The following is a 13,677-nucleotide window of genomic DNA, read 5'->3' on the forward strand; positions in this document are numbered from 1 at the left end:
AATGGAGCCGCTTAGTAAACAGAAGCTTCCAGTTCATGTACCCGCAACTGCAAAGAATGGCGTTTGAACGTTGCCAGACGTTGATTCATCACATCACTGAGCAACTGGTCAGAAAGATCAAAATGTTGGCTCCAGTGCCAAAATTCTTTTTCAGTTTGACCGGTATGCTGAAAACATTTCGCCAATCCCTCATGGGCCTGCATAACCAAATAGCGATAAATGTTTGGCGTGCTTTGCGCTGTTTCTAGCGCCTGCTGCATAAAGTACTGTGCTTTATGTGGCTCGTTTAACTGCAGATACAACTCACCCAAGCCGATCATGGTGACAGATTTACCCCAAATATTGCAGGTATGCGCATTGAGCATTAATGCGCGCTTTAGCTGCTCGCAGGCCTCATCGAGTTTCCCTACGGCGCGTAGTGCATAACCACGATAGTAGTAAATTTCAGGCTCGTACTCGCAGAAAGCCATCCCTTTCACCAGCTCTTCAGCCTGATCTAAATAGCGATGCGAGTCAGTATATTGGCGATGCTGATACGCATAGGCCGCCAAATTAATCATCAGACAAACTTTCGGCTCAACGCGCTCTACCTGATCCATAGCAGCTTGGGCTTTACTTGAATATGCCAGCGAGGCGTGCGGGTCTTCAAAAGTCCAGAATAATTTGCCGATACCAATGTAGGCGACCGCATTGGCATATGGCCAATTGCGATCAATCCCCGCTTCTAGCAGTTGCAGCCAGTAATCCATTGCGGCATCAAATTGGTTCGTGCCATAGAGAATGTCGGCATAAGTGTTCATTGCCTCGATCCAGATTTCATCTTGCTGGTGCGTCTGCGCAAGGGCGATCGTCTGCAGGGCGGTACGCTCAATTACCTCAGGCGGCGTAATGGGGCGTGCACGATATGCCATAAGCTCGATCAGCGACGCTTCGGTGACTAAATCACCGTGGCCAAGCATATCGGCGCGATCGGCGGTCAGTAGCGCTAAACGAATTGATTCTTCGGGATCGGAATGGACCAGCGCTCTGGCAATATCAAGCGTTTGCTTGACCTCTGCCTGCATATTAAATTGACCCATATTCATCATCTCCTGCCTGCTAGTGTCTTTTAGCGGGCGCCATATTGGCGTTGCGCACGGTGCTATATTAGTTATTCCTTAATTATATGGTAATAAAAAAGCGGGCATAAAGCCCGCTTGTCAGGAAATGAATGGTCGTAGCTTACGCTTGACCAGAAATAATCAGGTATTTCTGTTGCAATTCTTCTTTGCTTTCTTTGTGCTCTGGATCGAGCGGAATACAGTCCACAGGACAAACTTGCTGGCACTGTGGCTCGTCGTAGTGACCTACACATTCAGTACACAGGTTGGGGTCAATCACATAGATTTCTTCGCCTTGAGAAATCGCGCTATTGGGACATTCTGGTTCGCATACATCACAATTGATGCACTCATCAGTAATCATCAGAGCCATGATAGATAATCCTTAACAAAACAATCGAGTAACTAGATATGGGGAATTCTCCCACTTTCGAGCGGTAACGACAACCTTACTCTGCGTTCTGGCCGCTTATTTGTTGGTCAGCGACCGATGCGCGGCAGATTACCGCATATTTCACAGTCCCCGCTTTGCCCTCGCGCAAGACTTCCCAGCCTGCGAGATCAGGCCACTCGGCACACTCGATATACACACGTGCATCATCGGCCAGAAACGGGATCACTTGCGGTAATACTTGATTGAGCAGCGGCGTGGCAAACGGTGGATCGAGCAAAACTAGGTCAAATTGCTGGCCATTGCGTGCCAGAAAACGCTCAGCATCGCTCAAAATCACCTCAACATGGCTTGCGCCGAGCAGCGAAGCATTGGCTTTCAGTGCCGCGTGCACCGGTTTAGCCATTTCAACCATCACGACCTTTTTGGCGTTGCGACTGGCCGCTTCAAAACCCAAGCCGCCGCTACCGGCAAATAGATCCAGACACACCTGCCCAGTCAGGTCTTGCCCCAGCCAGTTAAACACCGTTTCGCGCACCCGATCAGGCGTTGGGCGTAGTGCAAGCGAATCAGGAAATTTCAAAAGTCGACGTTTATATTGACCACCAATAATACGCACCTGATTTTTATGCTGTGCTGACACGGTTGCTCCGGTAAAATCACGATTAATTGATTATTTTCCGCGATTTGTAGCCCGAGCGCCAAACCCATGTTTAGTTTTTTCAAAAAAAAGAAGCCCGCTGACACCGTAGCGGAGCAAGATTTAACCCCAGCGCAGCCAGAAGCCGCGCCCGCAGCGCCAAGCACTCCAGCAGCGCCAGCCCCTTCAACGACCATCGAACCAAGTGCCGTCGTCGCAACCACCGCAGAGGTATTGCCTCCAAAATCAGAGCCCGCAAAGCCTGTAGCGCAATACACCGAGACCGACCCCGCCAAGCTAGGCAACACCGATCAACCGCAAGAGCGCCCCAAGCTCTCATGGGCCGATCGGCTGAAAATGGGCCTAGCCAAAACACGCGATAAGCTCGGCAAAAGTCTGGCCAGCGTATTTGGTGGCGGCAAAATCGACGACGATTTATACGATGAGCTCGAAACGGTGCTTCTGACCGCCGATATGGGCGTTGATGCCACCCAACATTTGCTCAAAGACGTGCGCGAGCGCGTGTCGCTCAAAGGTCTGAAAGACCCAAACGAGCTTAAAGGTGCATTGAAAGACAGCTTGGTCGAGCTGATTCAACCACTGCAAATCCCACTCAATATTGATGGCCACAAGCCGTTTATTTTGATGGTGGCCGGTGTCAATGGCGCAGGCAAAACTACGTCGATCGGCAAATTGGCGAAATACTTCCAAAGCCAAGGCAAGAGCGTCTTGCTGGCGGCAGGCGATACATTCCGTGCCGCAGCGCGCGAGCAGCTCGTCGTTTGGGGCGAGCGCAATGGCGTACATGTGATTGCGCAGGAGTCAGGCGACGCCGCCGCCGTAGCGTTTGACGCAGTGAATGCAGCCAAAGCACGCGGCATTGATGTGGTGATCGTTGATACCGCCGGCCGCCTGCCGACGCAATTGCATTTGATGGAAGAAATCAAAAAAGTAAAACGCGTGGTGCAAAAAGCTGACCCAACTGGCCCGCACGAAATCATGCTGGTGCTCGACGCCAACACTGGGCAAAACGCACTCGCGCAGACCAAATCATTTGACGATGCCCTGGGTTTAACCGGCTTAGTCCTCACCAAACTCGACGGCACCGCCAAAGGGGGCGTAATTGCTGCCATTGCCAAAAATCGCCCAGTGCCATTACGCTTTATCGGCGTGGGTGAAACCATCGACGATTTGCGCCCATTTGTGGCCAAAGATTACATTGATGCCTTGTTTGAATAAGCGCTAAAGCCACGCCGATGACGCTACCGACCCTCCACACCGAGCGCTTACTTTTGCGTCCACTGCACGAGACGGATGCAGGGTATGTTGCCGTACTCGCAGGGGAATGGGAGGTGGCGGGCAATACCCGTCGTATTCCACACCCATACAATCTAGAGCTTGCCGAGCAATTTATCCGTTGGCAAGCTCAGGCATATCAGGCACGCCAAGAAGATATTTTTGCCGTGTGTCGTGCCGATCAGCAGGATTTAATCGGTTGCATGAGTTTGGTCTATGGCCCCCAACAAACCGAGCTGGGTTATTGGTTTGGCCAAGCCTTTTGGGGCTGCGGCTACGCAACAGAAGCAGCGCGAGCAGTGCTAGCGTACAGCGCACAAACACAGACCTGCATTTATGCCGAACATTTGCGGCATAACCCGCAAAGTGGGCGCGTCTTAGAAAAACTGGGCTTTCAAGCGAAAGGCAGCTACCTTGGCACAGGACGCGATGGCGAAGCCGTTGAGCTAGTTGCTTATGAATTGCACTTATTGGCTACGCCCAGCGCGGCCGATGAATCGAGAGGATTTGTATGATCCAATTTCAGCAAGTCAGTAAAAGTTACCCCGGTGGCTTTGATGCCATCAAAAACCTGAGCTTTGAAATTCCAACTGGTGAGCTGGTGTTTCTGGCTGGTCATTCGGGCGCGGGCAAATCAACGCTACTTAAACTTATCGCGGGCATCGAAAAGCCGAGCAGTGGGTCGGTGCTACTCAATGGTCAAAATCTGGCCCGCATGAGCCGCGGCTCGCTGCCATTTGTGCGCCGCCACCTTGGGCTAATTTTCCAAGACCACAAAATTTTGTACGACCGCAGTGTGTTCGATAATGTGCGCCTGCCGCTCGATATCATTGGCTTTGACCATCAGGAAGGCCGCCGCCGCGTATTGGCGGCATTGGATAAAGTCGGCTTGGCAGGCAAAGAAAAACTCAACCCGATTTCGCTCTCTGGTGGCGAGCAGCAGCGCTTGTGCATCGCCCGCGCCGTGGTGCATCGCCCGTCGATTTTGCTGGCCGATGAACCAACGGCGAATCTGGATCGCGATTATGCGCACGACATTCTGGAATTATTCAAATCGTTCCACCAAGTTGGTGTAACGCTGGTGATTTCCGCTCACGATGAATCGTTGATGGCCGATTATGGCCGCCGCATTCTGCGCCTCAAAAACGGCCAATTTACCGCCTAAGAAAAGGAACATCATGAAAGCCTGGTTCCGCTCGCACACCCTCGCCTTCACCCGCTCGGTGGGAGGCCTATTTCGCCAACCGATTGGCAGCCTGCTCAATCTACTGGTTATCGGCATTACGGCGGCTTTTCCGCTCGCGCTATGGTTACTGGTCAGCAGCCTGGCGGGTATTAGCAAAAATATCTCGGTTGAGCCGCAGCTATCCGTGTTTATGGTACCTAGCGCCGATCAAGGGCAAGTCGCCGCCCTGCAACAAAAGCTTGAAAATGATAAACGCCTGAAAGTGGTGCAATTTGTTGCCAAAGACGAAGCACTGAAAAAACTACAAAATAATTTTGGCTCGGCTGATTTGCTGGCAGGCATGGGCGAAAATCCATTACCCGATGCTTTTATCCTTCAGGCTAAAGATCCTAAGCCAGAAACGCTTGAGGCGCTGAAACAAGAGCTGGCAGCGCAAACCGGGGTTGAAGAAGTTCAGCTCGATTCGGAGTGGGCACGCCGCTTGGCTCGTATTACCGAGCTAGGGCAAAATCTATTCGAAGTGGTGCTGATGATGCTGGGCGCAGCATTAGTCCTCATCACCGGTAACGCCATCCGTATGCAGATCTTAACGCGCAAGGATGAAATTGAAGTGGCCAAACTCATCGGTGCCACCGACGCATTTATTCGCCGCCCGTTTATTCACAGCGCGATTGTGCAAGGCATTGTGGGTGGCTTATTTGCCGTTGCCATCGTATGGGGTGCTGTGGCGCACATCAACCCGGCGATTGAAGCGCTGGCCAAATCCTACGGTCAGCAGTTTGCCCTGCAGACGCCAGACCTACTCACGATTGCCGTCGTCTGCGCGACCATCGCCGCGCTGTGCTTACTCGGGGCGCTGATCGCGGTATCGCGGCATTTGCGGCAGTACCGGTAATCAGGCTTAACAATGATAAAACTAGCTGCAATTTTCTTGCTCAAATGTATTGTCTTTACAAGCATATTTACGATTGTCTTCTTTCAATACTTTCCAGCACCGAGCAGCAACTCAAACCATTCCATGGAGAGTACGAATCACCAACAAGATTCATACAATGAGCAGTTGAAGAAATCAAAGCTGCTGCTGGAGGAGAATGAAGCCTTGCTGAATCAAAGTAAAGCACTGATCAAGCAACAAGAAGACAATCTCAAACGTGAAGCTGCCATCTTACTTGCCCAAGAAAAAAGCTAGGAATCAGTCATTAATTTTCCAAAAAATTGGCCAATTAGCGCACCGCCATCTTTGGCGGCAGCAGCCATGTGGCGCATACACCGCGCTACAGGCTCTCAATCCGGACTAACTGGCCTTCGCTCAGCTTGAAAAACGCCTCTTGCGGCATATCCTGCGCCCACAGCGCATCAAAATCCAAGCCCGCATACACACCACGCAAGATTTTTCCGAGCAAACCATGCGCTACCACAATCAACTGGTTTGGCAACAGGGGGTCGGCTAGCCAATGCTCAATACGCTCGATCACAGCTTCATATGGCTCGCAATTAGGCGCATTAAAGTGCCAATTAGGTTGAGTAGCCAGCGCCGGAATTTCAGCGTGCAATTGTTCAACTGCAGCAGCTTCCCAATCACCAAACGCCACCTCGATCAATCGCGGCTCGGCCTGAATCACCTCTGCAGGCAGCGCCAGCTCTTCACATACCAAACGTGCGGTTTGCATCGCGCGCCCTAATGGGCTGGCAATAATGTGCCAATCACGGGCATCACCAAGCTGACGACGCAGCGCAGCCCCCATCGCCCGCGCTTGCGCCTGCCCCAGCTCGGTTAGTGGCGAATCGCAATGCCCTTGCATACGACGCTCGGCATTGAGCTCGGTTTGACCATGACGCAATAAATAAATCGTACGAGACATTAAAACTCCCAAAAAATTTGCGGCTGAATTTCCACGCCAGAAATTCAGCCGCCACGATGACTACTGCCACGCCAAATCATTGGCGCGCGTAAACTCAAGTTAATGGTGCGGAGTGCGCGGCCACAATAACATCGGTGCGGCCACGCCAAAAGCCAAAGCAATTACAATCATACACGCCGTGATGCCACTCACCCCGGCCTTCACCAAGAGCGCGGAACCGTCAGCACCATAGGGCAAAGTCGCAATCCCAAGTAGGCCGTGCACCGCCTTATACATATATTTACCTGGCACCATAGGGATCGCGGCAGTGATCGCAAAAATAGCAGCGGGCTCGTCCTTGTGCGCTCCCCACCATTCGGCAATCAAGCCAATTAACAAACCGGCACATAAAGTGCCCAATACAATATCGCCACCGCCAACCATAACTAGCTTGCGACAGGCATGCCCAGCAATCGCCAAAGCACCGCACATCCACAAAGTGCGTGGCGGAACATTAAATAGCAGCGCAAAACCCAGTGCAGCAGGTGCGGCCCACAATTCTAGAAGCCAGGTATTCATCGCTAAGCCTCTTGTCCCAATATCCGCAGGGCAATACTCACCCCCACAGCAATACCAAAGATAATCACCGCGCTCATCGTAAAGCGCACCATGCCATTCAGATAATTGCCATTGAGTAAGTCCGACGCACCATTAATCAGTGGCACCCCCGGAATCAGAAACAATACCGATGCAGCCAGCGCCGCATCGGGCGTGGTACTGACCCAAGGCGCGATCAAACCAGTCAATAACAACGCAACAAAGCTAGCAACGGTCGCAAAAATCGACGGTTTGAAATGCCGCAGCACCAGCCAAAAGCGCACCGCCATGCCCGCGGTGGCACCAACGGTGGTACAGAGTATGGCAGGTATATCACCACCAAATAGAGCAGCAAAGCCGCCGCACGATATACCTACCATGAGTGTAATAAACCATCGTGGATAGTGAATGGCTCGCTTGGCGATTTCGCTCAATTGCGTGCGCGCCGAGTGCAAATCGAGTTCGCCGTGCTCAAGCTGATGCAACCAGCGCCGTACTGACGACAAGGTAGAAAAGTTAGCGCCCATATGGGGTGCTTTCCGAAACGCGGACAAGGTTTCATTGCCACCCTCGCCAGTGCGCTCAACAGTTGCGCCAATATTGGTCGATGAAATCATCGTTTCAACGCGCGCAGCACCGAGCGATTTAGCAATGCGCTGCATCGCACTCGAAGTACGATGTGTGCCTGCTCCCGATTGATGCATCAACAAACCGGCATCCAGCGCCAGCGCCAGAATTTCATCCAAAGGCAATACAGGAGTGGTGGTGATGGTTTGCATTTCAAACAATCCAAAGCGCCAAAATGCTTCGATTGTAGGGCAAATGACCCCAATAGGTCTTGCCACGTATCAAAGGAAAATCTAAAGCCAACAGCTTTGCATATGCCGTATGCGGATCAGAACAGCGAAGTGGTTTTTGTGAGCGAGCACACCTGCTATGAACAAAGCAACGGCAACCAGCCTAACTCGCCAAGTTTAGCTTTCCACACGATGCCTGCTAAGTACCTTCAACTCAGCCAAAATGGCGCCAAAATCCTGGCAGCTGCGCTCAATATCCAGATTAGCAGCACAGGCATACACCGTTTCCTTGGCGACATAATCCAGCAACTCGACTCGACACTGCCAGTCGGCGGGCAGTCGTGCTAGATGTTTTTCTAGGCGAAGCAAGGGTGAAACGGCCTCAAAAGCCTGCAATTGCTGATAAAGCTTGTGCAGCGACTCCGGCGTTTGCACCTGCTGCTGGCTCGCCTGTAGGTGTTCAAGTAAGGCCTCTGCCTTACAAATATACTGGTGCAACAAACGGCGGCGGGCAAACAGCCAGCTAAACAGCGCATTGATTAACAAGCCAACAGCCACGCCAATCAGGGTGGTGAATAAGCGCATTTCTGGGTATACAAAGCCCTGCCGTTCGGTTTCCGTGCCCATAATCAGCAGCACCGCACCCATGACCCCCGTGCCACTACTCCAGCCCAGCAAACGGCAGAGGATGGCGCCCACCCCCAAGCCAAGGCTAACCGACAGTGGTAAAGGCAGCGCGACATTCACAACGATCAGCGCCAGCAAAGCGCCGATCAATGTGCCGTACAAACGGTGCAAACCCACGCGAAAAGACGCATCCAACTCCGTATTGGCGACCAGCAAAGCCCCCAACGGCGCATAGTACAGCGGCTGGAACGACAGCGGCATCACCAGCAGCAGAGATAAGCCCGTGGCCAGCATGACACGAAACAGCAAAATGACATTGTCGCGGGAAATGGACTTGAGTTGCATGATACGACTTATCCAGAGCAATCAATAGGAGCAGCCATGCTGCCTTCGCACTAGCCCACCATTTAACCATGCACTTGGCAGCATCGCATATGTAAACTTGAACACATATAGACTGAGCAGCAACTTCATCAACTGATTCATCAATACAATGAACAGATTTTTGGTAAATATCTAATCGGTCAAACCATATCCAATAGAACCTCTAGGGGATCATTTGAATTGATGAATTCTGAACACCCCTTATAGCACTACAGAGATAAAACTAATTCTAAAGCGAGCAAACAATAAATCAAGCATCAAATGCGCGGACAAAATAAAACCCAGGAGTGACACCTGGGTTTTATTAATGGCGACAGGTTACGACTCAGGCTGTGTAAAAACGCCAACTCCGACGAGGCTTATTTTGCCTAACCAATTTGAATCACGCTCGCGTTGCTCGAAGTAAACGTAAAACTTCATGAATAACACCGCTAAAAACAGCAAATAATAGGCCTTTTAGCCCTTCATTGCCGCCAACATTGCTTGATTTCCCATTATTTTCATTACTCGCTTCATGTTATACGCGAGTATGTGCAAGCTCATCTCTGTACTGACGTGCTTCAAGGTCTTCATTAGGAAATGCGTTGCCCCCATCCAGGCTTTTAGCGTCCCAAAGGGATGCTCGACGGTCTGCCGTCGAACACGCATTGCATCTGGTTGCAATTCCAGCCGCTGCTGCGCTTTTTCCAGTATGGCCTCATGCTCCCAGCGACTGACGCGCCGGTAATCACTCGGTGTACATTTGGTTTTGAGCGGGCAACGTGGGCAGTCAGAACTCCAATACCGGCTCATATAGCGCCCAGCTTCCAAGCTCACAAAACGATGAATGAGTCGGCTATTGCCTGGGCAGACATATTCATCGCGAACTGGGTCATAGTGGAATTCATCTTTGCCAAAGCGCCCATCTGCTTTAGCGCCTGAGGTTTGCGGCTTCGGCACCAACACCGTAATGCCCGCTTGTTCGCACGCCAGTATTTCATCACCGTTGTAATAACCTCGGTCTGCGACCACCTCTAGTGTTTCTTGTGCGAGGACTGCTTTGGCTTGTTGGGCCATATTGGCCAGCTGCGTACGGTCATGCCCTTGATTAGTGACCTGATGCGCAATAATTAAATGGTGCTTGGCATCGACAACGGTTTGCACGTTATAACCCACAACACCACTGCCACGGCCGCTGGTCGCCATAGAACGGGCATCTGGGTCGGTGAGTGAAATCTGTTTGTCTGGCGTCTTGGCGAGTTGAGCCTCGACCTCATCCAAGCGGGCCATCTGCGACTTCAGTCGTGCCAGCTTGTCCTTCAAGCGCGCGACCTTGGCTTCTGCAATATCGGGCTGTTGCCGGTCTGCAATTTCCATCTCCCGCAGGTAACTAGCAATATTGGCTTCGATTTGCTCGCGTTGCTTAGCGAGTTTGTTGTTGGTGTAGTTGCGGTCGCGATGATTAACGGCTTTGAACTTGCTGCCATCAATTGCCACAATGGCGTTACTAAATAAACTGAGTTGTCGACATAGCTGAACAAACTGCCCGCAGACCTTACAAATCGCAGGCCCATTATCTTTGCGGAAATTGGCGATGGTTTTAAAGTCAGGCATTAAGCGAGCAGTGAGCCAAATCAGCTCCAGATTCCGGTGGGCTTCACGTTCCAGGCGACGGCTGGATTGGATTCGGTTGAGGTAACCGTAGATATACAGCTTGAGCATCGTGCTGGGATGGTAGGCTGGGCGGCCAGTGGCTTCTGGCTCTACCCCATCGAAACCGAGTGCCTTTAAATCTAGGTATTCTACGAACTGGTCAACAACTCGGACGGGGTTGTCCGCGCTGACATAATCTTCCAAGCATTCAGGCAACAGCAATGTTTGGGTTCTGCTTTCACCTGCAATGAATCTGGGCATAGAATCATCCTTGGCGGGGAGTTCCAAGAATTATACCGGTCGAGTGTTGAAGCGTTTTTACACAGCCTGGACTATAACAATACAACGACAAACTGACAATTCTAGGTAAGCAAGTTGATTAATTTATGCCGAATCAACTGGTGGGTTCAATTCATATTAAGCTTTTCCACACTCATCCAAATTACTCGATTTGCATAGAAACTGGAACTCGATAAACATCTATAACCCCATTCGTATTACTGGTAATCACTAACTTTGCATCATAAAACCCAGCATTCAGATTTGTCAGCCATAACGACACATAATTAGAATTTGCGCTATACGGCAGCAAATTAATCCAGTTGATTGCTCTAGCGCCTAGATAATCAACAGTCACACTTTGAATTTGAGTCTGGCTATTATTTTTATACCAAAATAAATACTTGTAAAAATTATTAGAAGTGCTACTTGCTTTAAGTTTTACGTTCGCTAGTTGAGTCGCGTATGCCTCATCGACAGTAATTCCATGGGCAAGCTCAGGAGAAATCACTGTATATGAGATTTTGACCTGTTGCTCTTTGAAGCCAGGAGCAGTGATATACAAGGTATCAGTATAGTTTCCCGCAGTAAATACAGGTAAAGGACTAATGGTTATCTCATTTCCATTTACATGGTAAGCAATTTTCCCAGACAAGCTACCATTTAGACCACTTAGAATTAAACTAGGATCCGTTCCACCACTTACGATAATATTCTGTGCTGTAGCTGACGTAGCGCCATTCGCAACAAAATCTAACGCGTATTTATCAAGCTGGATGGAGTCAACCACGATCTTGCGCGGAACGATCACAGGTGAACCGGCATATTCACCGACACAAGTCGCAACAGGAGGGCTACTAGTCGTCATTTGGGCGCTGGCACAAGCGTGTATTTTGAGATCTGATGTATAAGTACCCGCCTTTAATGATGGAGAGTATTTCAAATCTAAAGTACCTACACCATTTGCGACACTGAGCACATTCGCCGCAGAGAACACTTGATCGGGGTCTTCAATAACAATAACTAGAGGTTGATTAGTAGTTCCAGAGTAAGCAACGGAAACCGTCGGACTTGCGGTATAAGCTATATTTCCATCGGTAAACTTTGCATTAATTGGTCCAGATAACACAGCTCCAAAGCGCAAAGATTGACCACCACCTGCTGCCGTTTGTGAACCACTTCCACCACCAGAGCCCCCTCCACCCCCACATGCAGCCAAAACTAACGTCATCAATACTATTATTTTTTTCAACATCATCACCCCCACTATTAACTATTTTTTATAAATGGATTTTTTTCGTACTGAATTTTTACATATTGCGCAATTTAACCGCAATCAATTATCGAATAGAAATGGCATTATTTGTTTAAGAACAAAAACGAAAAAAAGCCTAGGTCAAAGACCTAGGCTTTTAATTGGTTGCGGGATCGGGTTATGAGGGCGATATTTTTGCATGTCATTCACATACATAAATCTACACACCACCAAACCAAATACAACACAAACCCATAATAAACAACACCTTAACAAAACAACAAAGTTACAAAAGATCTGCCAGCAAGCTCCACCGATCGCAAAAAATCAGAAAAATGTAACCTTTTTATTTTTCTGATTGATTTTGCCAAGTTAGACGTTAGGGCTAAGTTGGAACCCCTTTACCCTACTCCCAACAACATGAGAGGAGTATGCTGTTATCGCCGATGAATAAATTGAACCGCCTACCAATTTTTTACTGACCCACCCCAACATCGTATTTTCCAATAAGTTTCAATGCCTTTCAGGGTATTGCCATGGGTCAATCAAATGTCGGCACCTGGGGGCATAATCACGTCGGCGCGAACACTTGCATATTTTAATCGGTGTTGCGAGTTGGTTTTCCCTTCTTCTGTTTGTCATTACCCTTTTCTTTATCATTTGGGTTTGGCATCCCTACTGAAGCACTAGTATTTTAGTTTTGCCAATGAGAAAAGCACCAAACTCGGCTGATTTTTGAGCTGCAAGCACAAGCCCATTCCAAGCCTCAGTTACATACTCACTAAATGTTTTAGCTAGTAAATTGCAACTGCATTCATTCCCTAGCCCTAAATCTGCCTCTTCGCTATTACGCCCATCCGGATCAACAAACCGAAACGGATTATTGTTCGCGTACGCGTAGCGGTTAAAGCTGTGGATGGGATTGGACTCGTTCCAGTATGCTGGGTCAATCGCAGTAAAGCGGCCCAGCACCGGATCGTACCAGCGTGCGCCGAAATAACTCAAGCCGGTGGCTTCCTCGTGCGGTTTGCCGGTGAACCATTGCTGGTTTTTAATCGGCGTTGACGCACCGGAGGCTGAGGTTTTATCGCCGAACGGTTTGAAGTTAGCACGCCACAGTAGATTACCTGCCGCATCGGTCGCGGCAATCGGGCTACCGGACGGGTCGTTGTGATAATAGGTGGTGGTACCGCGAAGTTAAATTACCTCTCAATATCCCCGATTTTGCTTCGCTCTATCGGAGCAACGCGGGCTTATCGCGTTAGAGATTCTTGCTATAAAACTCGCTCCAGTCCATTAACTCGAAACGTGATTTAAGATTGGATACATCAAGTGATTTTTTTGCTACTTCAGTAATGCCTCTTTGATAAAAATCTTCAACCATTTTGCTCAATTCACCATATATCATGAAGTTACAATGATGCATTATTTCAACATAATCCTCCCCTCGATCATGGTAACGATTGTCTATCTCATGTTCAACTGAACTCCACACGATAGAAATTTTTTTTGATTTTATTCCATGATTTTCCCCATTAACCATCAAGACTGCAGCATCATCAAATGCAATAAGCTCAGGAAGTAATTCCAGCACCTCATCAAATCCATTATCAATAATTTCCTTATATTCACTCTCATAGACAATTGCCACT

Annotated in this window: 15 protein-coding genes and 1 pseudogene; 5 read left to right on the plus strand and 11 right to left on the minus strand. The window is 49.5% G+C overall.

Annotated elements, in window-relative coordinates:
* Positions 1-11 precede the first annotated feature (11 nt).
* The 3 genes from HZU75_RS06265 to rsmD all read right to left on the minus strand — a co-directional run bounded on the left by HZU75_RS06265 (position 12) and on the right by rsmD (position 2,134).
* On the minus strand, positions 12-1,079 hold the full coding sequence (locus tag HZU75_RS06265; protein ID WP_180308295.1) for a tetratricopeptide repeat protein: 1,068 nt from the start codon (positions 1,077-1,079) through the stop codon (positions 12-14).
* Between the two features lie 142 nt (positions 1,080-1,221).
* Positions 1,222-1,473: a YfhL family 4Fe-4S dicluster ferredoxin gene (locus tag HZU75_RS06270; RefSeq protein ID WP_180308296.1), complete on the minus strand. Its 252-nt coding sequence runs from the start codon at positions 1,471-1,473 to the stop codon at positions 1,222-1,224.
* A 76-nt stretch (positions 1,474-1,549) separates the two neighbouring features.
* Entirely contained in the window at positions 1,550-2,134 is a 585-nt protein-coding gene (gene rsmD / locus HZU75_RS06275) for a 16S rRNA (guanine(966)-N(2))-methyltransferase RsmD (protein ID WP_180308297.1), read from the minus strand.
* 66 nt (positions 2,135-2,200) lie between these two features.
* Here rsmD and ftsY point away from each other — a divergent pair, with 66 nt between their 5' ends.
* The 5 genes from ftsY to HZU75_RS06300 are packed head-to-tail and all read left to right on the plus strand — an operon-like array spanning position 2,201 to position 5,802.
* Positions 2,201-3,370, plus strand: a complete 1,170-nt coding sequence (gene ftsY, locus HZU75_RS06280; RefSeq protein ID WP_180308298.1) for a signal recognition particle-docking protein FtsY — start codon at positions 2,201-2,203, stop codon at positions 3,368-3,370.
* Positions 3,371-3,387: 17 nt separating this feature from the next.
* Positions 3,388-3,942: a GNAT family N-acetyltransferase gene (locus HZU75_RS06285; RefSeq protein WP_180308299.1), complete on the plus strand. Its 555-nt coding sequence runs from the start codon at positions 3,388-3,390 to the stop codon at positions 3,940-3,942.
* On the plus strand, positions 3,939-4,592 hold the full coding sequence (gene ftsE, locus HZU75_RS06290; protein WP_180308300.1) for a cell division ATP-binding protein FtsE: 654 nt from the start codon (positions 3,939-3,941) through the stop codon (positions 4,590-4,592). The genes HZU75_RS06285 and ftsE overlap by 4 nt, the downstream gene beginning before the upstream one ends.
* Before the next feature lie 13 nt (positions 4,593-4,605).
* On the plus strand, positions 4,606-5,508 hold the full coding sequence (ftsX, locus tag HZU75_RS06295; protein ID WP_180308301.1) for a permease-like cell division protein FtsX: 903 nt from the start codon (positions 4,606-4,608) through the stop codon (positions 5,506-5,508).
* A 12-nt stretch (positions 5,509-5,520) separates the two neighbouring features.
* On the plus strand, positions 5,521-5,802 hold the full coding sequence (locus HZU75_RS06300) for a hypothetical protein (RefSeq protein ID WP_180308302.1): 282 nt from the start codon (positions 5,521-5,523) through the stop codon (positions 5,800-5,802).
* A gap of 85 nt (positions 5,803-5,887) precedes the next feature.
* On the opposite strand, the gene HZU75_RS06305 is transcribed toward HZU75_RS06300, so the two are convergent.
* The 8 genes and pseudogenes from HZU75_RS06305 to HZU75_RS06340 form a co-directional block, all read right to left on the minus strand.
* A complete protein-coding gene (locus HZU75_RS06305) occupies positions 5,888-6,475 on the minus strand; it encodes a histidine phosphatase family protein (RefSeq protein WP_180308303.1) in 588 nt (195 codons plus the stop codon).
* A 99-nt stretch (positions 6,476-6,574) separates the two neighbouring features.
* Entirely contained in the window at positions 6,575-7,033 is a 459-nt protein-coding gene (locus tag HZU75_RS06310; RefSeq protein ID WP_180308304.1) for a threonine/serine exporter family protein, read from the minus strand.
* Between the two features lie 2 nt (positions 7,034-7,035).
* Entirely contained in the window at positions 7,036-7,830 is a 795-nt protein-coding gene (locus HZU75_RS06315; RefSeq protein WP_180308305.1) for a threonine/serine exporter family protein, read from the minus strand.
* A gap of 195 nt (positions 7,831-8,025) precedes the next feature.
* Positions 8,026-8,820: an FUSC family protein gene (locus HZU75_RS06320; RefSeq protein ID WP_180308306.1), complete on the minus strand. Its 795-nt coding sequence runs from the start codon at positions 8,818-8,820 to the stop codon at positions 8,026-8,028.
* 495 nt (positions 8,821-9,315) lie between these two features.
* On the minus strand, positions 9,316-10,752 hold the full coding sequence (locus HZU75_RS06325) for an IS1182 family transposase (RefSeq protein WP_180306236.1): 1,437 nt from the start codon (positions 10,750-10,752) through the stop codon (positions 9,316-9,318).
* A gap of 181 nt (positions 10,753-10,933) precedes the next feature.
* Positions 10,934-12,028 carry a hypothetical protein gene (locus HZU75_RS06330; protein WP_180308307.1) on the minus strand — a complete coding sequence of 365 codons (1,095 nt, stop codon included), beginning with the start codon at positions 12,026-12,028 and terminating at the stop codon, positions 10,934-10,936.
* Between the two features lie 672 nt (positions 12,029-12,700).
* A pseudogene (locus HZU75_RS06335) lies at positions 12,701-13,192 on the minus strand (RHS repeat domain-containing protein); the annotation flags it as partial.
* 94 nt (positions 13,193-13,286) lie between these two features.
* Positions 13,287-13,676, minus strand: coding sequence for a hypothetical protein (locus HZU75_RS06340; protein ID WP_180308308.1), 390 nt, complete (start codon positions 13,674-13,676; stop codon positions 13,287-13,289).
* Position 13,677: the final 1 nt, after the last annotated feature.

It is taken from the genome of Chitinibacter fontanus (genome assembly GCF_013423785.1).
GTDB lineage: Bacteria > Pseudomonadota > Gammaproteobacteria > Burkholderiales > Chitinibacteraceae > Chitinibacter > Chitinibacter fontanus.

Coding starts and splice junctions, on each gene's coding strand:
- HZU75_RS06265 (WP_180308295.1), bottom strand. CDS start 1,079: ATGGGTCAATTTAATATGCAGGCAGAGGTCAAGCAAACGCTTGATATT.
- HZU75_RS06270 (WP_180308296.1), bottom strand. CDS start 1,473: ATGGCTCTGATGATTACTGATGAGTGCATCAATTGTGATGTATGCGAA.
- ftsY (WP_180308298.1), top strand. CDS start 2,201: ATGTTTAGTTTTTTCAAAAAAAAGAAGCCCGCTGACACCGTAGCGGAG.
- HZU75_RS06285 (WP_180308299.1), top strand. CDS start 3,388: ATGACGCTACCGACCCTCCACACCGAGCGCTTACTTTTGCGTCCACTG.
- ftsE (WP_180308300.1), top strand. CDS start 3,939: ATGATCCAATTTCAGCAAGTCAGTAAAAGTTACCCCGGTGGCTTTGAT.
- ftsX (WP_180308301.1), top strand. CDS start 4,606: ATGAAAGCCTGGTTCCGCTCGCACACCCTCGCCTTCACCCGCTCGGTG.
- HZU75_RS06300 (WP_180308302.1), top strand. CDS start 5,521: ATGATAAAACTAGCTGCAATTTTCTTGCTCAAATGTATTGTCTTTACA.
- HZU75_RS06305 (WP_180308303.1), bottom strand. CDS start 6,475: ATGTCTCGTACGATTTATTTATTGCGTCATGGTCAAACCGAGCTCAAT.
- HZU75_RS06310 (WP_180308304.1), bottom strand. CDS start 7,033: ATGAATACCTGGCTTCTAGAATTGTGGGCCGCACCTGCTGCACTGGGT.
- HZU75_RS06315 (WP_180308305.1), bottom strand. CDS start 7,830: ATGCAAACCATCACCACCACTCCTGTATTGCCTTTGGATGAAATTCTG.
- HZU75_RS06320 (WP_180308306.1), bottom strand. CDS start 8,820: ATGCAACTCAAGTCCATTTCCCGCGACAATGTCATTTTGCTGTTTCGT.
- HZU75_RS06325 (WP_180306236.1), bottom strand. CDS start 10,752: ATGCCCAGATTCATTGCAGGTGAAAGCAGAACCCAAACATTGCTGTTG.
- HZU75_RS06330 (WP_180308307.1), bottom strand. CDS start 12,028: ATGATGTTGAAAAAAATAATAGTATTGATGACGTTAGTTTTGGCTGCA.